Origin of the sequence: Sinorhizobium americanum (assembly GCF_001651855.1) — a bacterium.
Lineage (GTDB): Bacteria > Pseudomonadota > Alphaproteobacteria > Rhizobiales > Rhizobiaceae > Sinorhizobium > Sinorhizobium americanum.
The window spans coordinates 13,996-37,877 of sequence record NZ_LNQC01000068.1 but is presented as its reverse complement, the minus strand read 5'-3'; the positions used below and the strand labels follow the sequence as shown (position 1 = coordinate 37,877).

General features: G+C 59.7%; 24 protein-coding genes and 1 pseudogene. 13 read left to right on the top strand and 12 right to left on the bottom strand.

Annotation, left to right across the window (positions count from 1 at the left end; all coding sequences use genetic code 11):
• Positions 1-20 precede the first annotated feature (20 nt).
• Entirely contained in the window at positions 21-821 is an 801-nt protein-coding gene (locus ATC00_RS20320; protein ID WP_064254134.1) for an SRPBCC family protein, read from the top strand.
• Positions 822-886: 65 nt separating this feature from the next.
• Here the strand turns inward: ATC00_RS20320 and ATC00_RS20315 are convergent, their stop codons facing one another.
• From ATC00_RS20315 to ATC00_RS20300, 4 genes are read right to left on the bottom strand one after another with little or no spacing between them, the layout of a single operon-like run.
• Positions 887-1,861, bottom strand: a complete 975-nt coding sequence (locus ATC00_RS20315) for a branched-chain amino acid ABC transporter permease (protein WP_412458404.1) — start codon at positions 1,859-1,861, stop codon at positions 887-889.
• The gene (locus ATC00_RS20310) at positions 1,861-2,748 is read right to left on the bottom strand and encodes a branched-chain amino acid ABC transporter permease (protein WP_064254132.1); all 888 of its coding nucleotides are present in this window, start codon (positions 2,746-2,748) and stop codon (positions 1,861-1,863) included. The genes ATC00_RS20315 and ATC00_RS20310 overlap by 1 nt, the downstream gene beginning before the upstream one ends.
• Positions 2,749-2,782: 34 nt before the next feature.
• Complete coding sequence (locus ATC00_RS20305; protein WP_064254131.1) at positions 2,783-3,490, bottom strand: ABC transporter ATP-binding protein; 708 nt, start codon at positions 3,488-3,490, stop codon at positions 2,783-2,785.
• Entirely contained in the window at positions 3,483-4,322 is an 840-nt protein-coding gene (locus ATC00_RS20300; RefSeq protein WP_412458401.1) for an ABC transporter ATP-binding protein, read from the bottom strand. Before ATC00_RS20300 ends, ATC00_RS20305 begins: the two co-directional genes overlap by 8 nt.
• A 187-nt stretch (positions 4,323-4,509) precedes the next feature.
• Here ATC00_RS20300 and ATC00_RS20295 point away from each other — a divergent pair, with 187 nt between their 5' ends.
• From ATC00_RS20295 to ATC00_RS20265, 8 genes and pseudogenes are all read left to right on the top strand, one after another.
• Positions 4,510-5,718: an ABC transporter substrate-binding protein gene (locus tag ATC00_RS20295; RefSeq protein ID WP_037390715.1), complete on the top strand. Its 1,209-nt coding sequence runs from the start codon at positions 4,510-4,512 to the stop codon at positions 5,716-5,718.
• A gap of 75 nt (positions 5,719-5,793) precedes the next feature.
• A complete protein-coding gene (locus ATC00_RS20290) occupies positions 5,794-6,561 on the top strand; it encodes an enoyl-CoA hydratase-related protein (protein ID WP_064254130.1) in 768 nt (255 codons plus the stop codon).
• A gap of 79 nt (positions 6,562-6,640) precedes the next feature.
• Positions 6,641-7,396: an SDR family NAD(P)-dependent oxidoreductase gene (locus tag ATC00_RS20285; RefSeq protein ID WP_064254129.1), complete on the top strand. Its 756-nt coding sequence runs from the start codon at positions 6,641-6,643 to the stop codon at positions 7,394-7,396.
• 21 nt (positions 7,397-7,417) lie between these two features.
• Positions 7,418-8,944, top strand: coding sequence for a class I adenylate-forming enzyme family protein (locus tag ATC00_RS20280; protein WP_064254128.1), 1,527 nt, complete (start codon positions 7,418-7,420; stop codon positions 8,942-8,944).
• A gap of 25 nt (positions 8,945-8,969) precedes the next feature.
• A complete protein-coding gene (locus ATC00_RS20275; RefSeq protein WP_064254127.1) occupies positions 8,970-10,130 on the top strand; it encodes an iron-containing alcohol dehydrogenase in 1,161 nt (386 codons plus the stop codon).
• Complete coding sequence (locus ATC00_RS20270; RefSeq protein ID WP_064254126.1) at positions 10,130-10,573, top strand: acyl-CoA thioesterase; 444 nt, start codon at positions 10,130-10,132, stop codon at positions 10,571-10,573. The genes ATC00_RS20275 and ATC00_RS20270 overlap by 1 nt, the downstream gene beginning before the upstream one ends.
• A 23-nt stretch (positions 10,574-10,596) precedes the next feature.
• Positions 10,597-10,725 (top strand): annotated as a pseudogene (locus ATC00_RS31350) (aldehyde dehydrogenase family protein); the annotation flags it as partial.
• Between the two features lie 2 nt (positions 10,726-10,727).
• Positions 10,728-11,312: an adenylate kinase gene (locus ATC00_RS20265; RefSeq protein ID WP_082912454.1), complete on the top strand. Its 585-nt coding sequence runs from the start codon at positions 10,728-10,730 to the stop codon at positions 11,310-11,312.
• Between the two features lie 148 nt (positions 11,313-11,460).
• Here the strand turns inward: ATC00_RS20265 and otnC are convergent, their stop codons facing one another.
• The 3 genes from otnC to ATC00_RS20250 all read right to left on the bottom strand — a co-directional run bounded on the left by otnC (position 11,461) and on the right by ATC00_RS20250 (position 13,218).
• Complete coding sequence (gene otnC / locus ATC00_RS20260) at positions 11,461-12,102, bottom strand: 3-oxo-tetronate 4-phosphate decarboxylase (RefSeq protein ID WP_064254125.1); 642 nt, start codon at positions 12,100-12,102, stop codon at positions 11,461-11,463.
• A complete protein-coding gene (locus tag ATC00_RS20255; protein ID WP_064254124.1) occupies positions 12,102-12,470 on the bottom strand; it encodes a nucleotide-binding domain containing protein in 369 nt (122 codons plus the stop codon). Before ATC00_RS20255 ends, otnC begins: the two co-directional genes overlap by 1 nt.
• Before the next feature lie 151 nt (positions 12,471-12,621).
• On the bottom strand, positions 12,622-13,218 hold the full coding sequence (locus tag ATC00_RS20250; RefSeq protein ID WP_064254123.1) for a tyrosine-type recombinase/integrase: 597 nt from the start codon (positions 13,216-13,218) through the stop codon (positions 12,622-12,624).
• A 720-nt stretch (positions 13,219-13,938) separates the two neighbouring features.
• Between ATC00_RS20250 and ATC00_RS20240 the strand changes: the two genes are divergently transcribed.
• Positions 13,939-15,171, top strand: a complete 1,233-nt coding sequence (locus ATC00_RS20240; protein WP_064254121.1) for an MFS transporter — start codon at positions 13,939-13,941, stop codon at positions 15,169-15,171.
• A 156-nt stretch (positions 15,172-15,327) separates the two neighbouring features.
• On the opposite strand, the gene hisN is transcribed toward ATC00_RS20240, so the two are convergent.
• From hisN to ATC00_RS20220, 4 genes are all read right to left on the bottom strand, one after another.
• On the bottom strand, positions 15,328-16,110 hold the full coding sequence (gene hisN / locus ATC00_RS20235; protein WP_064254120.1) for a histidinol-phosphatase: 783 nt from the start codon (positions 16,108-16,110) through the stop codon (positions 15,328-15,330).
• A gap of 151 nt (positions 16,111-16,261) precedes the next feature.
• Positions 16,262-16,441: a hypothetical protein gene (locus tag ATC00_RS20230; RefSeq protein WP_234782371.1), complete on the bottom strand. Its 180-nt coding sequence runs from the start codon at positions 16,439-16,441 to the stop codon at positions 16,262-16,264.
• 143 nt (positions 16,442-16,584) lie between these two features.
• Positions 16,585-17,466 (bottom strand): sugar phosphate isomerase/epimerase family protein, encoded by an 882-nt coding sequence (locus ATC00_RS20225; RefSeq protein WP_064254160.1) that lies wholly within the window; start codon positions 17,464-17,466, stop codon positions 16,585-16,587.
• 87 nt (positions 17,467-17,553) lie between these two features.
• Positions 17,554-18,570, bottom strand: coding sequence for a Gfo/Idh/MocA family protein (locus ATC00_RS20220; protein WP_082912453.1), 1,017 nt, complete (start codon positions 18,568-18,570; stop codon positions 17,554-17,556).
• Between the two features lie 97 nt (positions 18,571-18,667).
• Between ATC00_RS20220 and ATC00_RS20215 the strand changes: the two genes are divergently transcribed.
• A complete protein-coding gene (locus ATC00_RS20215) occupies positions 18,668-19,528 on the top strand; it encodes a helix-turn-helix domain-containing protein (protein WP_234782370.1) in 861 nt (286 codons plus the stop codon).
• A 30-nt stretch (positions 19,529-19,558) separates the two neighbouring features.
• Here ATC00_RS20215 and ATC00_RS20210 read toward each other — a convergent pair whose 3' ends face one another.
• Positions 19,559-20,248 (bottom strand): hypothetical protein, encoded by a 690-nt coding sequence (locus tag ATC00_RS20210; RefSeq protein ID WP_064254158.1) that lies wholly within the window; start codon positions 20,246-20,248, stop codon positions 19,559-19,561.
• Between the two features lie 371 nt (positions 20,249-20,619).
• Here ATC00_RS20210 and ATC00_RS20205 point away from each other — a divergent pair, with 371 nt between their 5' ends.
• Positions 20,620-22,422, top strand: coding sequence for a thiamine pyrophosphate-binding protein (locus tag ATC00_RS20205; RefSeq protein WP_064254118.1), 1,803 nt, complete (start codon positions 20,620-20,622; stop codon positions 22,420-22,422).
• Between the two features lie 101 nt (positions 22,423-22,523).
• Positions 22,524-23,837, top strand: a complete 1,314-nt coding sequence (hisD, locus tag ATC00_RS20200) for a histidinol dehydrogenase (RefSeq protein ID WP_064254117.1) — start codon at positions 22,524-22,526, stop codon at positions 23,835-23,837.
• Positions 23,838-23,882: the final 45 nt, after the last annotated feature.

Genomic DNA, 23,882 nt, shown 5'->3' with positions numbered 1-23,882 from the left:
GGGAATAAGGAGGAAATTCCATGGACATGACTGGCCAGCAACACATTCCCGCAAGCAAAGAGGACGTGTGGAGTGCTCTGAACGATGTCGACGTGCTAAAAGTCTGCATCCCCGGATGCCAGGAGCTGACGAAGTCGTCCGAGACAGAAATGTCGGCCGTTGCCGTCATTAAGGTGGGTCCGGTGAAGGCCAGGTTCCAGGGCGCGGTAACGCTTTCCGACCTCGATCCGCCGAACGGTTATCGCATCACCGGCGAAGGGCAGGGCGGTGTCGCAGGATTTGCAAAGGGAGTGGCGGTTGTTCGTCTGGAATTGGTCGAGGACGGAACCGTCCTGCACTATACCGTGGATGCCCAGATCGGCGGGAAGCTGTCACAGCTTGGTGGCCGACTGATCGACGCTACCGCAAAACAAATGTCGGGGCAGTTTTTCAAGCGGTTTGCCCAAGAGATTCTTGCCCGCCAGGGTGCCGGCCAATCGCTGGAGACCGCGGCTGATGCCGTTGCGCGAACCTCCCCTGGAACGCAAGCGACCGCCGTCGCATCGGCCGGGGAGAACGCTGCCGGCGCCTCGCGCATGCGTGCCGCGCCCACGCCAGCGCCAGCCGCCGGCAATTCCCTTAGCCTGCCGGTTCTCGCAGCCGTCGTTTTCGCCGCAGTTGTGGTGGCTATGTGGGCGATCCATGGGGGATTGCTTCCGAGCATCGCACCGCCGGCGGACGGTCCCGGGCGTATCTCCCCGGACATGGCGAGCGTTGTTCAGCTCGTCATGGCCGCAGCCATCGGATACCTGTTCGGGTCCCGCGCAAGGCGCGCAAGCTGAAGCCTATAATAAACCGGGGCAAAAAATCGGCCCCGGTAAAAATAGCTTGCATAAGAAGACTTCCTTTAAGGCTTCGAACGCTCGATTAGCACCTTCAGCTCGCCGAATACTCCCCGCCTGAACATCATCACGCACACGACGAAGAACAGACCGATGATGAAGGTGATCGGCAGGCCGCTCGTCGAAAGAAAGTGCTCCAGCCCGACAACAATGCTGGCGCCGACGATCGGGCCGATCAGGGTGCCCATGCCGCCGAGAAGGGTCATCAGAATGACTTCGCCGGACATGTGCCAGGTGACGTCCACGAGGGAGGCGAGCTGGAAGGCGATCGCCTTCAGCGCGCCGGCGAAGCCGGAGAGCGCGGCGGAAAGCGTGAAGGCGATCAGCTTGTAGCGTTCGGGCTTGAGGCCAAGAGAGGTGACGCGCGTTTCGTTCTCGCGAATGGCCGAGAGGATATGGCCAAAGGGCGAGTTCACCGTCCGCCAGATGATCACGAGCCCCAGGACAGTTCCGCCCAGGACGGTATAATACATCGCGGTGATGTTGCGGAGATCGACGATCCCGAGAAGATAACCTCGCGGCACGGCCTGGATACCGTCCTCGCCGCCGGTGAAGGGCATCTGCACCGCCATGAAATAGATCATCTGCGCGAGGGCGAGTGTGATCATCGCGAAGTAGATGCCGTGGCGGCGAATGGCCAGCATGCCGAACGCAAGGCCGAGAAGCGCCGCAAAGGCAGTTCCCGCGAGCACGGCGAGTTCAAGGGGAAGCTGCCAGACCTTGGCGGCGTGGGCGGTGATGTAAGCCGCGCCGCCGAAGAAGGCGGCGTGTCCGAACGACAGAAGCCCCACATATCCGAGAACCAGATTGAACGCAGCCGCGAACAGCGCAAAACAGAGGATCTTGATGAGGAACAGCGGATAGATCGCCAGCGGCGCACCTATCATCAGCAGGACCGCGAGGGCGAGAAGGAAGCCTCCGGTCGTCCGTAGCCGGCGTGGGGCCTCAAGGGAAGAAATCATGGTTGTGCTGTTCATGATCAAGCCTCGCGGGAGAACAGGCCGGACGGCCGGATGAGAATGACAAGGACCATCACCACAAACACCGCAATGGAGGATGCCGCAGGATAGAATGTTTTGGTCAGCCCCTCGATAACGCCAAGCGCCAGGGCGGTGACGATTGCGCCGCCGATCGATCCCATGCCGCCGATAACGACCACCGCGAAGACGACGATGATGACGCTGGATCCCATGCCGGGGCTGACCTGATAGAGCGGCGCCGCCAGCGCTCCGGCAAAGCCTGCAAGGCCGACGCAGAACGCGTAGGTCAAGGTCAACATGAGCGGAACGTTGATGCCGAAGGCCTGGACCAGGCCTGGATTCTCTGTCGCCGCCCGCAAGTAGGCGCCGAGCTTGGTTCGTTCGATCGCCAGCCACGTGGCGATGCAGACTGCGAGAGAGGCGGCGATCACCCAGGCGCGGTACATCGGCAGGAACATGAAGCCGAGATTGATGCCGCCTGTCAGTGACGGCGGTATCGGATACGGCTTCCCCGCGGCGCCGAAGATATGCCGAAAGAGCCCTTCGAGCATCAGGGCGATGCCGAATGTGAGAAGGAGGCTGTAGAGGTGGTCGACCCTGTAGAGGCGCTTGAGAAACAACCGCTCCACGACGGCACCCAGCGCCCCGACCATCAGGGGAGCGGCCATGAGTGTTTCCCAATAGCCGAGGCCGAGGGCCGACAGCAGCAGCCAGGCGGCGAAGCCGCCGAGCATGTAGAAGGCGCCATGGGCGAAGTTGATCACGTTCAGCATGCCGAAGATGATGGCGAGGCCGAGGCTCAGGAGAGCGTAGAAGGAGCCGTTGATCAAGCCGAGCAGCAGTTGCCCGAGCAGAACGGCAATTGGAACCCCGAAGATATCAGTCATCGGTTCTACCTATCTGAAAGGTGCGCATCATGGATCAGACTCCGAGATATCTGTTCAGCCGGTCCATGTTGGCGTCGAGTGCGTTGTTTGGAATTTCGTCGACGACCTTGCCCTGATCGAGGACGTAATGGCGATCCGCGATGGAGGCTGCAAACCGGAGGTTCTGCTCGACCAGGATGATCGTCATGCCGCGCTCCTTGAGGATGCGCAGGGCAGCGCCGATCTCTTCGATGATCACGGGGGCGATGCCTTCGGTCGGCTCGTCGAGCAGGATAAAATCGGCCCCCGTCCGGAGAATCCGGCCAATGGCCAGCATCTGCTGTTCGCCACCGGAAAGGCGGGTTCCCGATGTGCTGTCCCGCCCTTTCAGATTCGGAAAGAGCGCGTAAATCTCGTCGTTCGCCATACCGCCTGCCTGCCATGCCGGCGGAAACAAGAGGTTTTCCAGAACGTTGAGCGAGGAGAATATGCCGCGTTCTTCCGGCACATAGCCGATGCCGAGGCGCGCAACCTTGTGCGGCGCGATCTTCAGGAGGTCGGCGCCCTTATAGAGGCAGGCGCCGCGTCTCTTTCCAACGACGCCGATGAGGCTGCGCAACGTCGTCGTCTTGCCGGCGCCGTTGCGGCCGATGAGCGTCACGACTTCGCCCTTTCGCACATCGAAGTCGATGCCATGCAGCACATGGCTTTCGCCATACCAGGCCTCCAGGCCCTTGACGTTGAGGAGGGGAGCCTCAGCCATGACTGCCTCCCATATACGCCTTGCGGACTTCGCTGTCGGCGGAGACCTCCGAGTAACTCCCTTCCGCAATCACCTCTCCACGGCGCAATACGGTGATGCGGTCCGAAAGGTCGGAGACGACGCCGAGATTGTGTTCGACCATCAGTACCGTTCGCCCCTTTCCGACGCTGCGGATCAGGGCGGCCGTCCGGCCGATGTCCTCCGTGCCCATGCCGGCCATCGGCTCGTCGAGAAGCAGGACCTCGGGGTCGAGCGCCAATGTGGTTGCCAGTTCGAGGGCGCGTTTTCGCCCGTAGGACAGTTCGGCGGCTTTTGTCTGCGCCCGGTCGGCAAGGCCGACGCTGTCGAGTAATCTTGCCGCCTCCTCGTCGAAACGGCGGAGTGTCGCGTTTGAACGCCAGAACGCGAATGTTTCTTTTGCGCGGGCCTGCAGTGCGACCCGGACATTCTCATGGGCGCTGAGGTGCGGGAAGACGGATGAAATCTGAAACGACCGCACGAGACCCATGCGTGCGATGTCGGCGGGCGCCATTTGCGTTATGTCGCGATCCTTGAACAGGATCTGCCCACCGCTCGGCGACAGGAACTTGGTCAAGAGATTGAATAAGGTGCTCTTGCCGGCGCCGTTCGGTCCGATCAGCGCATGGATCGTGCCCGCGCGGATCTTCAGGTCGACATTCTTGACGGCGACGAAGCCGCCGAAGGAGCGCGTCAAAGCGCTCGCCTCGATGATGGGTGCGGTGTTCAGCACGATTCCTCCAATGCCGACTTTCTCATTCTCCGGGCAGGCGCCGAATGGGCCGCCCGCCTTCCCACTGTCCAGTGTCGGCATGATCAGGAAAACACACAAAGTCTAATAATGCAAGCTTGCGCTTTGCGAAAAAGTCTGCTTATCTTGCCGCCTAAAGCCTGTTGTGTCGCAAACTCTTGAAGAGGCTCAGCGCAACTATAGTATGATAACGCAAGTTTCAATGGCGTTCTGGGAGGAGCTCGGCGCGCCGAGATCGGGAGGCAGAGCAATGAACAATAGACTTTTGCTGATGTCGTGCGTCGCGGCTGTCGGAGCCATGACCATATCCGCCGGGGCGCAGGATGGCGCGCCTGTTCGCATTGGCGTGCTGACCGATGTCAGCGGCCAGTTCTCGCATGAGGCGGGCGAGGGGGCGATCACCGCCGTGAAGATGGCGGTCGAGGATTTTGGTGGCAAAGTTCTCGACCGGCCGCTTGAAGTCGTTGTCGCGGACCATCAGAACAAGCCAGAAGTGGCGGTGTCCACGGCGCGCGAATGGTATGAATCGCAAGGCGTGACAATGATCAACAACCTGATCAATTCCGGCATCGCGCTGGCAGTCACGCAGGTCGCGAAGGATGAGGACAGGATCGCGATCGTCAATGGCTCCGGCTCGTCCCGCCTGACGAACGACGGTTGCACGCCCAACAGCATCCATTATTCCTACGACACCTACGCGCTTGCGAACGGAACCGCCAACCAGCTGATCTTGCAGGGCATGAAGAACTGGTTCTTCCTGACGGCCGACTATGCGTTCGGCCATGCGCTGGAGGCCGATGCGACGCAGATCGTCAAGGGCAATGGCGGCGAGGTCTCCGGCTCCGTGCGATATCCGATCGAGACCTCCGATCACAGCGCCTTCATGCTGCAGGCACAGGCTTCGCCGGCGCAGGTCGTCGCCATGGCGGGATCCGGTACGACCTTTGTCAATGCGGTGAAGTCCGCGGCCGAGTTCGGTCTTGCGGCATCCGGCAAGACGGTTGCCGGCTTGCTCGTCTGGGATACCGACGTTCATTCGCTCGGCCTCGAGACCGCGCAGGGCATGATCCTGACGAACGCCTTCTACTGGGATCGCGATGATGCGACGCGGGCGTTTTCCAAGCGTTTCGAAGAGCGCGTCGGCCGCCCGCCGCATATGGGCGATGCAGGAGATTACTCTTCGACCATGCACTACCTGAAGGCCGTCGAGGCCGCCGGCACGACGGATGCCCAGAAGGTCATGGCGAAGATGCGCGAGACGCCGATCAACGACTTCTTCGCAACGAACGGCAAAATCCGCGAGGATGGCCGGATGGTGCACGATATGTACGTCTATCAGGTCAAGACGCCGGCCGAATCCACGGGTGAGTGGGACATCCTGAAGCTTGTCACCACCATTTCCGGCGACGATGCTTTCCGGCCGCTTTCGGAAAGCCAGTGCCCGCTCGTGAAGAACTGACGCAAACAGCGCCCGGCTACGGCGCCGGGCGCATCTCCGTGCAAGGCATCCCAACGGCAGTCCGAGGGCAGGCGAATGAGCGATATTCTCGTTGAAAGCAAGGGCGGGGTTGCGGTGGTCACCTTGAGCCGCCCCGGGCATAGAAATGCCGTTACCTATGCAATGTGGCGGCAGCTCGCGGACCAGTTCAGCGCCTTCGACCGGGAACCGTCGGTGCGGTCGATCATCCTGACAGGTGCCGGCGCCGATTTCTCCGCTGGCGCCGACATCAGCGAGTTTGACGCGGTGCGCAACGGGCTCGAGGACAGCAAATCCTACGAGGTTGCAGTCGATGCCGCAGGGGACGCGATCTACCAGGTGTCCAAGCCGACGATCGCCGCCCTACGGGGATACTGCCTCGGCGGCGCAGCGCATCTCGCCATGTCCTGCGATTTCCGGATCGCCGAGAAAAATTCGGTCTTCGGAATTCCAGCGGCCCGCTTGTCGATCGTCTACGGGGTCTCCGCAACTCGCAAACTCTATTCGCTCGTCGGGGTGACGGAAGCAAAGCGCATCCTCTTCTCGGCCCGGCGCTTCGATGCCGGGCACGCTCTCGATATCGGCTTCATCGATCAGGTTGCGGATAGCGCTTTGGTTGCCGCCCATGACCGGGCCGCAGAGCTGGCGGAAAACGCCCCCCTCACGATTGCGGGCGCCAAGTTCATTCTCAACGGTTGCGCGCACGGGACGCTGGATCAAGCAGCGGCCGACAGGTTGATTGACGAGGCAAGCGCGAGCCACGACTACAGCGAAGGGCGGCAGGCCTTCAAGGACAAGCGTCCGCCATTGTTTCTCGGAAAATGACTCGACATCGCCCCCCGTGAACGGGGCGCAACAGATCGCGCTGCGCTGCAGCCGCCAGACCTATCAAGGAGATCGTGAAATGCAGACCAATCTGAATGGCAAGGTGGCGCTGGTGACCGGCGGCGGCAGGGATGTCGGCGGAGACATCGCCCGGTCTTTCGCCGCGGAAGGCGCCATCGTTGCCGTGAACTATAGCCGGTCGCAGGCCGAGGCGGAGACGGTGGTTGCTTCGATTAAAGCCGCCGGCGGAAAGGCGAGGGCGTACAAAGCCGATATCAGCGATAACGATCAGGTCAAGGCGATGGTCGCCGCCGTCAAGGACGACTTCGGCACCGTCGATGTGCTGGTCAACAATGCCGGATATGTCAAATATCAGCGGTTTGTAGACTCGACCCCTGAAGAATGGAAGAAGCAGATCGATGTGTGCCTCTACGGCGCGATCAATTGCTGCCACGCCATTGCGCCGCTGATGATCGGCCAGAATTCCGGCCGTATCATCAATCTCGTCGGCGACAGTTCCCGCATTGGGGAAGCCAATCTCGCGCTCGCCGCGGCCGCGCGTGGTGGCACGATCGCGCTCGGCAAATCGCTGGCCCGCGAATTCGGCCGAAACAACATCACGGTTAACACGGTTTCACTCGGCCTGATCGAGACGTCCCATTCCGATCCGGAGTTTCTCGAAAAGAACCGCGAGAAGATCGTGAAGGCCTATCCTTTGCGCCGCATCGGCAGGCCCGATGACGTGGCGCCGATGGTGACCTTCCTCGCGTCCGAGGCATCGTCCTGGGTGACCGGCCAGGTGATCAGTGTCAACGGCGGTTTTTGCATGGTCTAACCGGAGGAGCGGGAGGATAACATGATACACTTCGAGCTTATCGCGCCGGTTGGAGCAATCCTTCGACGGAATGCGCACTTGTACCCCGGGAAAACGGCCTTCGAGGACAGGAGGCGGTCGGTTTCCTATCACGCCCTAGATCGTGAGACCGAGGACCTCGCGTCCCGCCTGGTTGCGCTGGGTCTCAGGAAGGGCCAGGCCGTCGCGATCTTTCTGCCGAATTCAGTGAACTGGGTCGTCGCTTGCCTTGCCGTCGTGCGGGCGGGAGGGACCGCCGTTCCGGTGAGCATCGAGGCGACCGAGGCCGAAATCGCCTACCGCATCGGCGATGCGGGATGCGTGTTCCTGATCATGCCGCCGGAAAAGCAGCCTATGGTGGACGCGCTGCTGCAGCGCTCTGACAAACCGCCCGTCGTGATTGCCGCGAACGAGGAGATCGGTTTTGGCGCAGCGGGGCGGGCGGCTGCATTCGAGGATGACCAGGACATCGATCGCGCGGCGTTCATTGTTTATACATCCGGCACAACGGGCCAGCCCAAGGGGGTCCTGCTGTCGGTGCGTTCCATGCTCTGGGTGGCGGCGGCATGCTGGGCGCCGATCGCAGGGTTGAACGAGAACGACGTCGTGCTCAACACCCTGCCGCTCTACCACTCCTATGCTCTGAATATCGCGGTTCTGTCCATCATCGCGACGGGCGCGAGCGAATATATTATGGAGAAGTTCTCGACCTCTCAGGCGACGGAACTGCTTAGGACGGGTCGCTTTACGTTCATGCCGGGGGTCCCGACGGTCTTCCACTATTTCCTGTCGGCCTGCCAGGCCAGCGGAGAAAGGCTGCTTTCATCCGTCCGCCTTTGCGTCTCCGCGGGGGCGATCATGCCGGGAACGCTGAACAGCGACTTTGAAGCGTTTTTCGACGTTCCGCTTCTGGATGGTTACGGCATCACCGAAACATCGACGATGGTGACCATGAACTGGCCCGGGAAATGGCGTGTTCCTGGTTCCTGCGGGCTGCCGGTCCCGGGCCTCACGGTCCGTCTGGTCGACCCGAAAACGGGTCTTGATGTGCCGGCGGGCGTAGAGGGCGAACTGATCTGCAAAGGCCCGAACCTGATGCAGGGCTACCACAACAAGTCGCTGGAGACGGAAAAAGCCGTCGTCAACGGATGGTATCATACCGGCGATCTCGCGAAGTCCGATCTGAACGGTTTCCTCACGATCACCGGCCGCCTCAAGGAACTGATAATTCGCGGCGGTCAGAACATCGCGCCGGCCGAGGTCGAGGAGACGATCCTCCTGCTGCACGACACGGTCATGGACTGCGCAGTGATCGGGATGCCTCACACCATGCTGGGAGAGGTCCCCGTTGCCTGCGTCGTCGTCAAGGAAGGGCAGGCCTTCGATCAGGAGGATCTGATGCGGCACTGCAAGGCGCGTCTCTCTCCTTACAAAGTTCCCGACCGCGTCTACGTCGTGGCCGAGATCCCGCGCACGGGATCGGGAAAAATCTTGCGGGTCAAACTTCGCGAAAGCCTGCCTGCGGCGTGACGCAGCCAAGGCACAGGAGAGAACCATGAATCCCTTTGTGTTCAGTACGACAAGTCAGATCGTCTTCCGTCCCGGCGGCTCGGCCCATATTGGCGGACTGCTCGGCACCAAGTTGGGCGAGCGCATCCTGTTCGTCACCGATGGCGGTCTCAGAAAGCTTGGCCTGTGCGACCCTGCGCTCGCCTCCCTCTCGGGATCGGGAATTGCGGTCACCGTATTCGATGCGGTCGAGGCCGACCCGTCGCTGACGACGGTCGAGGCCGCGGTCGAGGTGGCGAAAGCCGCAGGCGTGACAGGCGTGATCGGCTTCGGCGGCGGTTCGTCGCTGGATGTGGCGAAGGTCGTGGCGCTCCTATGCGGTTCGGGCGAAGATATCGATGGCGCATGGGGCGTCGGCAACGCCAAGGGACCTCGGCTGCCGTTGGCGCTCGTGCCCACGACGGCGGGAACGGGTTCGGAGGTGACGCCGGTCTCGATCATTACGGTGGGTGGTGATGAGAAACGCGGCGTTTCATCGCCGATCATCCTGCCTGACGTTGCGATCCTCGATGCGGACCTGACCCTCGGCCTTCCGCCGTCGACCACGGCCGCCACCGGCATCGACGCGATGGTGCATGCCATCGAAGCTTATGCTTCCAGAAGCGCGAACAACAATCCGCTCTCCAGGATGCTGGCTCGGCAAGCGCTCCAGTTGCTGGGCGCGAATATTGAGAAGGCTGTGTTTGAAGGGGAGGATCGGGCGGCGCGGGGCGCGATGCTCCTCGGCTCCATGCTGGCGGGCCAGGCCTTCGCCAATTCGCCGGTCGCCGCCGTGCATGCGCTCGCCTATCCGATCGGCGGGACCTTCCATATTCCGCACGGGCTTTCCAACGCGCTCGTACTTCCGCATGTCTTGCGCTTCAATGCGCCAGTGGCTGCCTCCGTCTACGCCGAAATCGCCGCTGATGCCTTTCCGTATCTCGCGTGCGAACAGGACGCGGGGCAGCGTTGCGCGGCCTTTGTCGAGCGTCTAGCCGAACTGTCGATGAGGCTTGGGCTGCAGCCCCGGTTGCGGGACGTGGGCATCGGCGAAGAGCACCTGGCCGGAATGGCGGGGGACGCGATGAAGCAGACCAGGCTCCTCGTGAACAATCCCCGGGATGTGAACGAGGCGGACGCCCTCTCTATCTACAAGGCGGCTTGGTGATGATGGAACGCGAGGGACCCGGAAAGCGCTCCGACTACAAGGTGTTTCGGAGTATTGGAACGCGCTGGTCGGACAACGACACCTACGGGCATATGAACAATGTCATCCACTACAGCCTGTTTGATACGGCGGTGAATGGCTTCCTCATCGAAAGCGGCGTGCTGGACATCAAGGGTGGAGCGGAGATCTTCCTCGTTGTCGAAACAGAGTGCCGCTATCACGCGGAAATGACCTTCCCGGACGTGGTCACGGCTGGAATCCGCGTTGCGAAACTCGGAAATTCGTCCGTCCGGTATGAGATCGGGCTCTTTCGCAACGACGACGAGACCGCCGCGGCCGAGGGCTTTTTCATCCATGTGAATATCGACCGCCTGTCGAGGCGCGCGGTGCCTTTCGGGCATGCCGTAAGGCGTCTGCTCGAGCCGCTGTTGGTCACGAGCTAGGAGGATTCCTGATGACGATGCCGAGCGAGGGTCTCATTTCAACGGAAGTCGCGCCGTTCGGAGGTATGAAAGAAAGCGGCAACGGCCGCGAAGGGTCGAAGTACGGCATGGATGATTACTTAGAAATCAAATACATGTGCATGGGGATTTGAGAATGGTGAACCTCGTTCTTCTAGGGCCTCCAGGTGCGGGTAAAGGTACGCAGGCCGAGCGACTCGTGCGGGATTATGATCTCGTGCACATCTCCACTGGTGATCTCCTGCGCGATGCGATCAAAGCCCAAAGCCCGCTTGGCCGGACAGCGAAAATGGCGGTCGATGAGGGAAAACTTGTTCCAGACGAAGTAGTTGTCGGCTTGGTGGAGCAGCGGCTAACCGATAAGGAGCCTGGCCAAGGGTTCATTCTGGACGGATTTCCCCGAACAATTGCACAGGCAGGTGCTTTAGAACGGCTGCTCGAGAGCATGCAGGTTCCGCTCGATCACGTTATCCTGTTCGATATTCCTATACGCCTTCTCGAGGAGCGAATTGCAAAAAGAGCCGAACAGACGCGCTCCGCAGGCGCGCAGCCACGTACGGATGACAGCCCAGAGGTCCTGAAGAAACGAATTGAAGAGTTTGCGCATGCGACGGCGGCATTGTCACCATTCTACGAGCAAAACGGACTTCTTCGTCGCGTCGATGCATCGGAAGACATCGAACGCGTTGCGACTCAGATCCGCGACTTTTTGCAGCAGTAGTCAAGGCGCAACCATGGTCAATTCAGAACGCTAAGCCGATTGAGATGAAAATCAGTTTTCAATAAATCCGGACCCTACAGGTGTGCGCCGCCTTCCCAAAAGGAAATGTCCTCAACGCGCCGATGAGCCGCCCTCAACGCCCAAGTATCTAAATGGACTTGGTGAGTTCTTCGCGCTGAGCCGGAGTCAATGGTCTCAGTTCCCGGCCATAAAGCATCAGGAACAGTTTCGCGGTCTCCTCCAGCTCCTCAGTCGCGTACTGCGCCTCCTCAAGCGACCTCCCAGCCACGACAGGTCCGTGGTTCGCCATGAGGACGGCGTTGCTTGTCGCGGCGGCCTCCTGTACCGCCGTGGCCAGCTTCTCGTCTCCGGGACGGAAGTAGGGCACCAATGGCAGGGTGCCGACCCGCATCACGTAATAGGCGGTCAGGGGAGGCAGCGCATCCTTTTCATCGACGTCTTTCAGTATGCTGACCGCCACCGAGTATGTTGAGTGGAGGTGGACAACGGCCTTGCCGTGCGGCCGCGCGCAATACATGCAGCGGTGAAGGAAGGCCTCTTTGGTGGGCTTGTCTCCGCCGAGGTGAACGCCCTCCGCGGAGAAGAGCGAAAGTCGTTCAGGCACGAGGCTTCCGAGCGAAGCATTCGTGGGCGTCATCAACATCCGCCCATCCGACATCTTCACGCTTATGTTGCCAGTCGAACCGAATGTCAGGCCGCGGTCGAAAATCGATTTTCCGGCCCCCACGATGTCGTCGCGGGTCCTGGTTTCCTCGGACAGTGCAGCCATCAGAGCTTGTCCCAGGCTTGGACGAAGAAGTCGGGAGCGCCGAAGTTCCCTGACTTCAGCGCAAGCGAAATTCGGCCTGCCGCCGTCGGTGAGCTGACCCAGGGGACTCCGGGTGCGATCTCGTTTCCAATGTCCAGTTGGTTGATCCCAATAGATTTCACGACGGCACCCGACGTTTCGCCACCCGCGACGATCAACTCGGAGACGCCCCTGTCGACGAGTTGCTTGGCGATCTTGGACAGTGCACCTTCGACCATGGTCCCTGCCTCAGCCACCCCGAATTTCGCCTGGTTTGCCTTCACCTGGTCGGGCGCAGCCGTGGCGTAGAATAGGACGGGCTTTTGTCCAAGTCGGCCCTTGGCCAGCACCGGCAATTGCGGGCGCTATGGATGAGCGGCAGCTTTGGGTCGTCTTTCGCCTCAGCGGCGGCCGGCGCTTCGAACCGAAGCGACGGCCTTGTATAGCATGGCGATCAGGATGATAGTCTCATCTTGATTGTCGCCGCGCAGGCCTTGAGCGCTACAGCTCCACTTGATCAGAGATAGCTAAGGCGTCATCCACCTCTATTCCGAGGTATTGCACGGTGCTCTCCAGTTTCTTGTGCCCGAGCAAGAGCTGGACGGCGCGCAGGTTGCCTGTCTTCTTATAAATGTGAGCCGCCTTCGTCCTCCTCATCGAATGCGTGCCGTAGCGCTTCGGATCGAGCCCGATGCTCGACACCCACCGTTCGACGATTCTGCCGTACTGCCGCGTCGACAGGTGCGGCTTTGCGTGCACGCGGCTGGGAAACAGGTAATCCCGTTCACCGAGCCCGTGACGTCCAATCCAGGCACCAACAGCCTCCCGCGTTTGATCGGTCAGTTCGAATTTTACTGGTCGACCTGTTTTCCGTTGGATGACGATCGCCCGGTCGCGAACCCTTCCGGAGATTGCAACATCGGCAACTGAGATCGCGACGAGATCACAAGCTCGCAATTTGCTGTCGATCGCGAGATTGAATAGCGCCAGGTCGCGTATCGCACCCGACATCTGGAGGCGAGTTCGGATGGCCCAGACTTCCTTCGGCTTCAATGGAGGCTTCTGACCGATGATGCGGCCCGAGTTCCAGCTAGACATAGCCTTGCTCCTAAGAGCCACCCTCCACTGCCGCAGCGCTCAACCTTCAAGCCGCTTAATGGTAATCCTCCTGGAAATGATTTCCGGGTGGAAAACAGCCATTCGGCGCGGTTCATCCGAACGGCTTCACAGGTGCCAACACCGGAAATTGGACTCAGGCATGTGCCGTTTCAGCGTAGGTCCGCAGTCTGCGAAAGAAACCACTCAAGGAGAATGTCGAGGTTCTCCTGTTCGGCTCTTCGTTCGTTGGCGACCAGGAAAAATGCTCCTCCCGTCCGCACTGAAACGTCCAGCGGTTTCACGAGAAGCGCCGAAAAGTTCCAGCCCAGCGTTCTCGTTCTGGCGACGTCCCCCAGGGCCAGTTTTCGTGCGGTCGTAGCTTGCGACATCGGCGTAGAAGCCGCGGCAAGGGCGCGGAAACGCTGTGAGCGCAAGTGGCCCGCTTACATGTCACCGGCGACGTATCCGCTTCTCCTTGATGGTAAGCAGACTGAATTCACCGCCGAAACCCCGACAATTTCCCACCGGGAGAAATGATTGACGCTCACTGATGCAGGCTAGGGAGCCCCGTGGGCCGTACAGCGGAGTGCGTCAGCTTGCGTCAGGAAAGTGTACAGTGCGAGCTTGCGTCCCTGGAAACACCAACTAGAACTGTCGTGACTAGGCTTCCTCGCCGCGCGGCCTCTACAATTCCCTCATTGTTAAATCTGGGCATTCTTAATGAATAGGCTTCCATTTTCGGTCAAAACCCTCCGCAGTTCGAAGCGCGTGCGGTGCAGCCTCTTCTTTCTCGCGGGCGGTGTCGGAATTGGGGCATGGGCTTCCAGTCTGCCGTTGCTTGCAGCGAAGCTGGGCTTGGACAAAGGGCAGCTTGGGACTTTGCTGTTGTGTTTCGCCCTCGGGGCGATCGTTCTGATGGTGAATGTCGGGCGTATTAGTGATCGCTTTAGCGGGAGCTACGTCTTGAGCCTGGGGGGGAGCTTGGTGTTCAGCCTCGCAATCCTCATGATTCCATTCGTTGATGGCCTGGTCATGGTCGGAGCGCTTGTGCTTCTGGCGGGCGCCGCCTTTGGAACGCTCGACGTATCGATGAACATCGAGGCATCGGATATCGAGCGAGCAACGGAAAGGCACTTAATGTCGTCCTTTCATGCCCTGTTTAGCATCGGGAACATCGTTGGGGCTTCGTTGGTCGGATTTCTTGCTTCCTACGGTGGTGGGTTGCGAGAATGTCTGGGAGGCGCCGGAATTCTCGTGCTTCTTTCAGCTTTGTCGACACGATTTGTCGCTCGTAACGACGCCAAACAACAAGCACGCACCACCGATCCTGTCGCTACTGATAGCCAAGCTACGTTGAACAGGTCACAGACAATGCTCGTCCTCTTGTTCGGCGTTATTGCCTTTCTGGCTTTCCTGGCCGAGGGCGGGATCATGGATTGGTCGGCCGTTTACATGGTTGACACACTCGGTTCTTCGGAAAGTGTGGGGGCCTACGCTTTCGCCATCTTCGCCGCAGCCATGGCAATCGGCCGTCTGCTTGGCGACGGCGTGACGAAACGAATTGGGCACGTGAACGTGCTGAGATTCGGCGGACTCATTTGCGCATTGTCCCTTTCAACGATGTTGATTGGAAACAGCGTTGAAATCAGTATGGCGGTTCTTGCGTTGTCCGGTTTCGGCGTCGCGAACATGATACCTGCGGTCTTCGCGTCGGCGGGACGAATTGGTTCTCATGCAGCCGGAAGAGCAATGTCGATTGTGACCACGATGGGATATAGCGGACTGCTACTTGGACCAGCGCTGTTGGGTTTCGTCGCGCAGGTTTCGAGTCTCACAGTCAGCTTGGGCCTGGTGACGCTTGCGTTTGCGTTGATTTCACTCGGCACCCTTTACTTGAAACGCCGCTTGTCGCAGTTCCACAAGCAAACTCAAACCAGCGAAAGCTTCGCGTGATTCCGGAAAACAAGAGGCGTTCGGAAAGATGTGAGCGATAGCCCGACGTGTGCGCGAACAGGGTCGCGGGGCGGCTCGTCATCGGAGATTGCGCCAGCCGATTAAGTTGTCACGTCTGTGCGATCGCCGACGGAGTTCTCGCATCCCCCGAAATCTTTAAGAGGTCAGCGTTCTTAGTGCACGCTCGTGCAGCGCTTCATTGGCAGATGCCAAAACGTGGCCACCAGCTTCCGGGCGCTGCCCGGTTAATCCGGTCACAACACCGCCCGCTCGCTCGATGATCGGAATCAGAGCGACGATGTCGTATGGCTGCAGGGACAATTCCAGACAAAGATCGATCTGTCCGGCTGCGAGCATGGCGAATGCATAGCATTCGCCCCCATAGCGCGTCATCTGAACGGTGTCCCGCAAGCGTTCGAAGCGGACTTCCGGGAATTCCCCATATCGTTCGGGAGAGTTCGTATGCAGGATTGCGTGCGGCAGATCCGTGGTCGATCTGGTCCTCATGCGGTGGGTGCCCGACACGTTTTTCGCCCAAGCCGCTTCCTGATCCGCCCAGAAGCGCTCCTGCGTGAAGGGTTGGCTCATCATCCCCATCACACTGCGACCTTCCAGTGTCAGACCGATCAACGTACCCCATACAGGAATGCCGCATATGAAAGGCCTCGTGCCATCGACCGGGTCAATGACCCACTTCCATGGTCCAGTCCCGGTCTCGCCGAACTCTTCACCGAGGATTGCGTGCTCCGGATACTCAGACGAAATCAGTTCACGCAGGACTCTTTCGGCTTCCTTGTCCGCCAAGGTCACGGGATCAAAACGATAGCCAGGCTTGAACTTTTCTTCGACTTCGAGAGTGGTGCGGAATCGAGGCAACGTCTCCATGGAAGCCGCGTCCGCCAAGCGATGGAGAAATGTAACGGGAGGGAACGTGTCCATGGCCTTGTCCAAACTGGTCCGTTTATGTGTAAGACCGCACCTGGCTGCTTCTAAATGGCAGGCCGGAAAAAGTGGCGGCGATGGGGAGAACCACCGCCGCCTGCCACCTTTTGCGATGTTGGTAACGTACAGCAGGTGGCGAGCGCATTAGCTAATTGCCTCGAAAGATGGTGATCACCGCATCTCTCTTCAGGGTGGCCTGAAGCTCGTAGAGGGAAGCAACCTGGGCGGAGAAGTTGCCGATGAGAGGGCCGCCCCACCAGAGGCAGAGCGCAGTCAGGATGGCGACAGCAATCGGAGTGCCTCGAACGCTAATTCTGTAAAATGTCAAGGTCGCCTCCGTCGCCAAATATGCAAGCAGGATAAGTCACAGCGGCTCGCAGGTGGATTTCTCATCCCTAAAATACCTGAAGCAAAGTGACGCAAATGCCTGCGTCTCTTGCGCATGGTGACTGCAACCATTGCAAATGGAGATCAGCCAGCGACCAGGGTCGACATCAGCGCGTGCAGTTCGCGGGCGACATCGTAGCTGTTCTGCTGTTGTTGTTTCCTGCAGAACAGCTCGCAACTCCACCACCCCTCGTAGCCAGTCGCCTTGATTGCATCGGCCCACAGCTTCAGGTCGATCACACCTGCGCCTGTAGGCACGTCCCTCAAGACCACTTCATCGGGAACTCCGCTGGAAAATGCCAACGAGTCGCACACATGGACGCCGTAAATGATGTTCTTGGGGAGCCGTGCGATATCGTCGGGGGTGTTTCCAGACGTATAGCAATGCCAGAAATCGATCACCATCCGGACGTTATCGCGCCCGGCGCGATCGATTATCATCAGTTGCTTTTCAATCGTGTTCAGGGGCGTCCAGGAAAGCGCTTCGAGGTATATGAGAAGCCCATCATTGGCAGCGAGGTCAGCGATCTCCGCAAGGTTCGTTGCGGTAAGGGCGATTTGCTCCTCAATGGTTCGACCGAGCAATCCGCTGTAAAGGTTCGTTGGAAGGCCTTCCCGATGGCGCTGCACTGCCTCCACGTCGACGGGACCAGTCAGCACCTGGACGCCTTTGGCACCGGCTACGGAAGCGAGACGAAAGAGCTCCTCCGCTTCTCGCATGAGCTGTTTCCTCGCCTCGCCCTGCCGCTCTATATCGACCAGGAAGCCCATACCCGGTACGTTCACATCCCGCAGCAGCGCCGCCAGCTCGGCTTCGGAAAAGCCAGACCCCAGAAATGCCCTCAGCTTGGCTGCGGATGCTTCTATGCCGTCGAAACCGACCTCTTCGGCGATGTCCAGATCGATCGCGAGCGTAGAATGTTTCGCGACGAGAGAGTGCAGCAGGAGCTGGTGCTTTTTGGTCATGATCCTAGCCTTTTCTATTTCACGTTTCAGCTCGCCGACAGCTTCGTAGGTGCGGCGGAATACGAGCATCCGATAAGCGCGATGTGTTCAGGCGCTCTCGTCAAATGGCCGGATCACCGTCGCCCGGCTTCTTTTGGCCGCTGAAGCCACCGCTTCGGTAGCGACGAGCGCTGCGCAACTGTCCATGCCAGTCGCTAGTGGGGACCCTTGGTGTCTTGCCGCTGCCACGAATTCCTCCAGGGTGGCGGTATGCAGATCGCGGTCACGCACTGGAACGAGTTCGTTCCGGCCCGCGAGCCTGCGCACCAGGACGCCGGAACCGCGCGAGCTCAAGGTTCCGCTGGCAATCAGCACGCCATCAGTGCCAGCCGCCACCACCATGCTTTCCATGTCGGCTGTGCCAAAACTCTCATGCGCCTGGAGAAAGCTGCCATCCTCCATGCGGATCGTATATGCCAGATGGTAAGGCGAGCCGTTCGATTCCTTGGCAAAGGCAATCGCCTCGATGGGCTCGCCACCGGTGAGAAAGCGCGCGAGATCGATGTCCTCGGCGCAAATGTCAAGAAATACGCTGCCACCATCACGGGATATCTCCCCCCTCCGATTTGGAGGAGGTTGAAAGGGGCCACCGCGCAGGATCGAGACCGACTGGATCGTACCAATTTCCCCATCAAGAATGAGGCGGCGCATAGTCTGGTGAATCGCGGAGGCACGAAGGGGCTGGTTGACGGCGAGCACGACTCCATTGTCTGAGCAGTTCTGAATCAGTCGTCTTGCGGTTTTGCTGTCTTCCGATAGCGGTCCATCGCAAAGAATGTGTTTTCCTGCATCCGCGGCTGCGAGGACGTAATACTGCCGGCGCTTGAGAGTGGCGCTGATGTAGACGAACTTGACGGCCGGGTCGGACCAGACCCGCTCCATATCCGTAGTGGCCTGCGGAATGCCCAGGTCATTTGCGAAATGCAGAGCATCGGTCTTGCTTTTGCTCACCACCCAAAGCGGCGAATGCCCGATCGCACGGATAGCCGTAACCATCTGCTCGGTCGCGATTGTTCCGGTGCCCATAACGGCCCAACCTTCGACGGCGCTCTGTCGCAATTCCATGGGTGCCTCGCGGATCGGCTTTCGAGCACAGTGCGGTAGGACCTCGCGTGGAGCAACTTCGCACCCAGTTGATGTCCTTCGCGAAAAGAAGTAGTATATGCTTCTCATTGCTTCAGTTCGAAAGGCTGCGAGATTGGATCATTTCGGGGGAAATGCCGCTGCTCTGGCGGCCAATCTTAGAACCCTGTGCGAGGGCCACGGTTCGATTGCGGCGGTCTGTCGAAAGATCAATGTCAACCGGCAGCAGTTCAACAAGTATCTTTCGGGCGCTCACGTGCCATCTGCATCCAATCTAAGGATGATCGCAAACTATTTCGGACTCAGCGTTCCAATCCTGTTTTCGGATCCAGACGAGTTTCGCACACTTGTCGACGGAAATTTCTTCCACGCCATGTCTACCGCTCGCCAGCTACCGGAGTTCTCGCGCTTCGTGTCAAACATGATCGTAGAGAACAATTCTCTGGATGACGATATCCTCGGTGTCTATGACAGGTATCAATTCTCCTCCATCTACAAAGGTTTCGTGCTGCGTTCCGCCTTTTGCATCTACCGCAACAAGGAGTTCCTTCAGCACTATTATGTCGAACGGTTCCCGAGCTTCGATGACCCAAAGAAAACTGAATATGTTTTCAAGTACTACGGCTTCTGTTTTCCCGTGGCTGACCGCATCTTCACGGCCGACTTTGAGGGAATCCAACGCAACGAATTGACCTTTGGAGTTTATGCTCAGGTAAAGCGTAATGCGAAGAAGTTCATGTTCGGCATAGCCAGCGGCATCGCCGCAAACATGTTCAGACAGCCATACTCCACCAAAGTAGCTCTCCACTACCGCGGGCCAGGCCTTTTGAAACGTGAGCACCTCAACAACCTGACCGTGATGGACCGGAACGATCCGTCGATACCCCGCGAAGCCTTGCAATATCTGGGTGATGGGTCTGACATGATCCAGATGGGGTGAAGCCCGACTGAAATGGCCGGCTCGTATTCGTCAGGGATGCAATTCCACAGCCAACCAGACGGAGTCGGTGTCCGCATAGTACCGGTGCCAAGGGTAGGTCCACTGGTTCTTTCCGGTCACCCTGCAGAATGGATCATGCGAATAGCCGACGGGCATCACCACGTCTTCGTATAAGGTGGATGGGTCGCGTTCTCTGAACTTCTGCATCCTGCCCGAACCATGGATCTGAGTGTGCGTCTCCAAAAACGGATGCTCGTGATGAATGAAGCAGTCCGTGTCGCCGGGTGCCCACCAGAGATTTAGCTTCAGCGTGAAGGCCTGCGGCGCCTCGTGTTCCGAGCGCTCGTTCGTGAAAACGCGGGGGTCAGTCGTAACCGTGCCGACCTCGTCTTGCTTCGAGATAAAGAGGGGCGTGTCCCTCGGGAAACTGCGTATCCGGTTGCCGAGCCAATCCCAGCCCCGGAACATGGCTCCTCCAAGATTGGTCGCACGCTGCACCTTCACCAGCGCGACCCGTTCGGCGCTCTTGATGCGCCCGCCGCGCAGCCAGGTGGATTTCCAGGCGGGAACGATCGCCGGATGCTCATCCCCGGTTACAAGCGGCCGCGGGCTCAGGTTGACGACGATTGCATCCTCGACCTCGTGGTCAACCACGTTATCGACGAGCTTCGCGTAAATGAACTCGTCGGCAAACGCGAGATCTCTAATTTTGTTCTCCACGGCGAACTCCTCCTGCAAGACTATTTTCTTCACAGGAAGCCACGACAAGAGCGAAATGCCTATTGCGCGGGATTCTGATTTACCGCGCAAGTATACGCGCAGCGTGCGTCTAGTTGCGAATCCTCTTGAGGCGGCCACCAAGCGGCATGGAGATCGTCTGGGAACAGAGCCGCGCGAAGAGCCAGCCTCTCGAGCGGAAGGTCCCAAAAGGGCGATGCAAAGCTCAGCAGGTCTTGCGTCAGTCTGCGTCAGCTAATCGTGCCCTGCGAACTTGTAAGGTTTGCACGAAACGCGGACTGTTCATCCCATGATCGAAAGAGCCGGCATCCGAAGGCTCGCTGGCAAGAACACTACCGAGGAGGGTTGATCAGATGAAGCTCACGGGCGGTCAAGTCGTCGCGAAGGCACTAAAGGAATACGGAGTGGAGTATGTCGCCGGTGTTCCGGGCCACGGCATCTGGTCGCTCTTCGACGCATTTCTTGAAGAAGGTTCGCAGCTTCCTTTTATCCAGGTCATGCACGAGCAAAGCGCCGTGCATATGGCGGATGGCTATTTCCGGGCGTCGGGACGCCCGATGGCCTGTTCGACCTCGGTGGGTCCGGGTGCGGCGAACACGATCATCGGTCTGGCAACGGCCTATTGTGACTCCACTTCGCTTTTCTATGTTTCCGGCTCGCCGCAGACCTACATGCATGGTCATGGCACCATGCAGGAACTGGAGCGTCAGCAGGACAATGCGTTCCCGCGCATTACCGAGCAGGTGACGAAGCGCGCCTGGCAAGCGAACTCGGTTCAGGTCCTGCCGAGCATCATGCATCGTGCCTTCAGCGCGATGATGACGGGCCGTCCCGGTCCCGTCCATGTCGAGGTGCCGATGGATGTGCAGGTCGAGGCGGCGGACGTCGCAATTCACCCGCTGGAAAAGCGCCTGCCGATCGGCGTGGCCTATCCGGACCCGAAGGCAATTGAGGCGGCCATCAAGGTTCTGCTGAACGCCGAGCGTCCGGTCATCGTCGCAGGCGGCGGGGCGATCACCGCCAATGCTTCGGCCGAACTGACGCGCCTTGCCGAAAAGCTCGGCGCGGCGGTATCGATCACCTGGAACGGCAAAGGCGCGATCTCGGAAGATCACGCATTGTTCATCGGAGCCGTCGGGCAGACCGGCACGACCTGCGGCAACACCATCACCGCTTCCGCTGACGTAGTCGTCTCGGTCGGTTGCCGTTTCACCGACTGGTCCGCCTCATCCTACGCCAGGGGCGTGTCCTTCTCGATACCGTCGGCCAAACTGATCCACATCGACCTTGATCCGCGCGAAATCGGCAAGAACTATGAGACCGAAGTCGGTATCGTTTCCGATGCCAAAGTCGCTTTGGAAGCGATGCTGGCCATGATCTCCGACGCAGACTCGACGAAGATGCTGTCGCGTCGCGAGACGTTCCTTGCCGACGTTCAAAAGGCCAAGGACGACTGGCGCGCCCAAGTTGAGCCGCGTGAAAACAGCCGCGAAACGCCCTTCACCTCCCAACGTCCGCTCATGGCCCTTCGCAGGGTTCTGGACCGCAATGGCATCGTCGTTGTCGGGTCCGGCAACACGCAAGGGTCCGTCAAGCAGAGCTTCCCGGTCTATGAACCGCGCACTCACCTCACTTCGGGTTCCTATTCCCCGATGGGCTGGGCAGTCCCGGCCGCACTTGGCGCGAAGCTCGCTTGCCCCGACCGTCAGGTCGTGGCGATCGTCGGCGACGGCGACTTCATGATGTCCCTGCCGGAAATGGGCACGGCGGCAATGAACGGCATCAACGTGGTGTTCCTCGTGCTGAACAACCAGGGCTACATGTCGATCCGCGGCGGCCAGCGCAAGTTCATGGGGCGTCACATTGCATCGGAGTTCAACCGTCACGCCGGCAATGGTCAGCCCTACTCGGCCGACATTGCGGCCGCGGCGCGCGCCTTCGGCCTGGAGGCCTGGAAGGTGGAGAAGGACGAGGACCTCGAAAGCAGCCTGAAGGCGGCGCTGGAATGCGGCGGTCCGGCCCTGGTTGAAGTCATCGTATCTCGCGATGCGGCAGGCCCGTTCGCAACCGGCTGGTGGGACTTCCCGTCGCCGGCCTACTACGAGAAGGAACAGGCTGCTTACGCTGAGATGCGTGCCCGCGAACAGCATCTCTAAGCAGATCTCGCGGGGGTGGCGGTAGGCCGCCCTCGCCACTCACCATCCATCACGTTTGAGAGTGCGGCGCTTGCGGCGACCGCAAACGAAGAGTCTTTGTCATGATACGGCACATCAAATCAGCGCAGGCCTCTATAGAAGAAGGCGGTACCGACAGCGCGGTGACCAAAGCAGTCGAGGGGCTTCTCGCAAAGGTCAAAAACGGTGGTGACAAGGCAGTACGCGAACTGTCGATCCAGTTCGATAAGCTCGATCGAGAATCCTATCGTCTTTCGAAGGAAGAAATCGACCGATCCATCAACTCCCTCACGAGGCGCGAGCGCGAAGACCTCGACTTCGCCCAGGACCAAGTCCGAAAGTTTGCCGAAGCTCAGAAGGCAACGCTGACCGACCTCGAAGTCGAGACGCTTCCTGGAGTGATTCTGGGTCATCGCAACGTCCCGATCCAGAATGTCGGCTGCTATGTGCCGGGCGGCAAGTATCCGCTGCTGGCCTCGGCGCATATGACGGTCCTGACCGCCCGCGTTGCCGGCTGCGAACGTGTCATCACCTGCGCACCGCCTTTCCAGGGCTGGATTTCCGAGAAGATCGTCGCTGCCCAGGCACTTGCAGGCGCCGACGAGATCTATTGCCTTGGTGGTGTTCAGGCGATCGCGGCGATGGCCTACGGGACGGAAACGATTGCACCGGTCGACATGCTTGCGGGTCCCGGCAACGCCTATGTTGCCGAGGCGAAGCGCTTGCTCTTCGGGAAAGTCGGCATCGATCTCTTCGCCGGCCCGACCGAAACACTTGTCATCGCTGACGACAGTGCCGATGGCGAACTGGTGGCGACGGATCTTCTGGGACAGGCCGAGCACGGCGTAAACTCGCCCGCGGTTCTCATCACGAACTCGGAAAAACTCGCACGTGACACCCTGACCGAGATCGATCGCCTCCTGAAGATCCTGCCGACGGCGGCGATTGCCGCAAAGGCATGGGAGGACTTCGGGGAAATCATCCTGTGTGACACGATCGACGAGATGGTCGCCGAAGGTGACCGGCTTGCTTCCGAGCACGTCCAGATCCTGACGCGCGATCCCGACTACTTCCTTAACAGCATGAGGAACTACGGCGCGCTGTTCCTGGGCGCCCGCACGAACGTCTCCTTCGGCGACAAGGTCATCGGCACCAATCATACGCTGCCGACGAACAGGGCTGCCCGCTACACGGGCGGTCTCTGGGTCGGCAAGTTCCTCAAGACCTGCACCTACCAACGCATCGAGACGGACGAGGCATCCGCTCTGATCGGGCAATACGGCTCGCGACTTTGCCTCATGGAAGGATTTGCCGGCCACGCAGAGCAGTCGAACATCCGCGTTCGTCGCTACGGCCGCAAGAACGTCGGCTATGCCATGCCGGCGGACCCCAGCTAACAACTTCGCGCAAAGAGCCCGCCAAGGGCCTGCGATCAACCGCAA

What these genes read in the sequence shown, in the direction of transcription:
- ATC00_RS20320 (WP_064254134.1), top strand. Translation starts at nt 21, where the DNA reads ATGGACATGACTGGCCAGCAACACATTCCCGCAAGCAAAGAGGACGTG.
- ATC00_RS20310 (WP_064254132.1), bottom strand. Translation starts at nt 2,748, where the DNA reads ATGACTGATATCTTCGGGGTTCCAATTGCCGTTCTGCTCGGGCAACTG.
- ATC00_RS20305 (WP_064254131.1), bottom strand. Translation starts at nt 3,490, where the DNA reads ATGGCTGAGGCTCCCCTCCTCAACGTCAAGGGCCTGGAGGCCTGGTAT.
- ATC00_RS20300 (WP_412458401.1), bottom strand. Translation starts at nt 4,322, where the DNA reads ATGCCGACACTGGACAGTGGGAAGGCGGGCGGCCCATTCGGCGCCTGC.
- ATC00_RS20295 (WP_037390715.1), top strand. Translation starts at nt 4,510, where the DNA reads ATGAACAATAGACTTTTGCTGATGTCGTGCGTCGCGGCTGTCGGAGCC.
- ATC00_RS20290 (WP_064254130.1), top strand. Translation starts at nt 5,794, where the DNA reads ATGAGCGATATTCTCGTTGAAAGCAAGGGCGGGGTTGCGGTGGTCACC.
- ATC00_RS20285 (WP_064254129.1), top strand. Translation starts at nt 6,641, where the DNA reads ATGCAGACCAATCTGAATGGCAAGGTGGCGCTGGTGACCGGCGGCGGC.
- ATC00_RS20280 (WP_064254128.1), top strand. Translation starts at nt 7,418, where the DNA reads ATGATACACTTCGAGCTTATCGCGCCGGTTGGAGCAATCCTTCGACGG.
- ATC00_RS20275 (WP_064254127.1), top strand. Translation starts at nt 8,970, where the DNA reads ATGAATCCCTTTGTGTTCAGTACGACAAGTCAGATCGTCTTCCGTCCC.
- ATC00_RS20270 (WP_064254126.1), top strand. Translation starts at nt 10,130, where the DNA reads ATGATGGAACGCGAGGGACCCGGAAAGCGCTCCGACTACAAGGTGTTT.
- ATC00_RS20265 (WP_082912454.1), top strand. Translation starts at nt 10,728, where the DNA reads ATGGTGAACCTCGTTCTTCTAGGGCCTCCAGGTGCGGGTAAAGGTACG.
- otnC (WP_064254125.1), bottom strand. Translation starts at nt 12,102, where the DNA reads ATGGCTGCACTGTCCGAGGAAACCAGGACCCGCGACGACATCGTGGGG.
- ATC00_RS20250 (WP_064254123.1), bottom strand. Translation starts at nt 13,218, where the DNA reads ATGTCTAGCTGGAACTCGGGCCGCATCATCGGTCAGAAGCCTCCATTG.
- ATC00_RS20240 (WP_064254121.1), top strand. Translation starts at nt 13,939, where the DNA reads ATGAATAGGCTTCCATTTTCGGTCAAAACCCTCCGCAGTTCGAAGCGC.
- hisN (WP_064254120.1), bottom strand. Translation starts at nt 16,110, where the DNA reads ATGGACACGTTCCCTCCCGTTACATTTCTCCATCGCTTGGCGGACGCG.
- ATC00_RS20225 (WP_064254160.1), bottom strand. Translation starts at nt 17,466, where the DNA reads ATGACCAAAAAGCACCAGCTCCTGCTGCACTCTCTCGTCGCGAAACAT.
- ATC00_RS20220 (WP_082912453.1), bottom strand. Translation starts at nt 18,570, where the DNA reads ATGGAATTGCGACAGAGCGCCGTCGAAGGTTGGGCCGTTATGGGCACC.
- ATC00_RS20215 (WP_234782370.1), top strand. Translation starts at nt 18,668, where the DNA reads ATGCTTCTCATTGCTTCAGTTCGAAAGGCTGCGAGATTGGATCATTTC.
- ATC00_RS20205 (WP_064254118.1), top strand. Translation starts at nt 20,620, where the DNA reads ATGAAGCTCACGGGCGGTCAAGTCGTCGCGAAGGCACTAAAGGAATAC.
- hisD (WP_064254117.1), top strand. Translation starts at nt 22,524, where the DNA reads ATGATACGGCACATCAAATCAGCGCAGGCCTCTATAGAAGAAGGCGGT.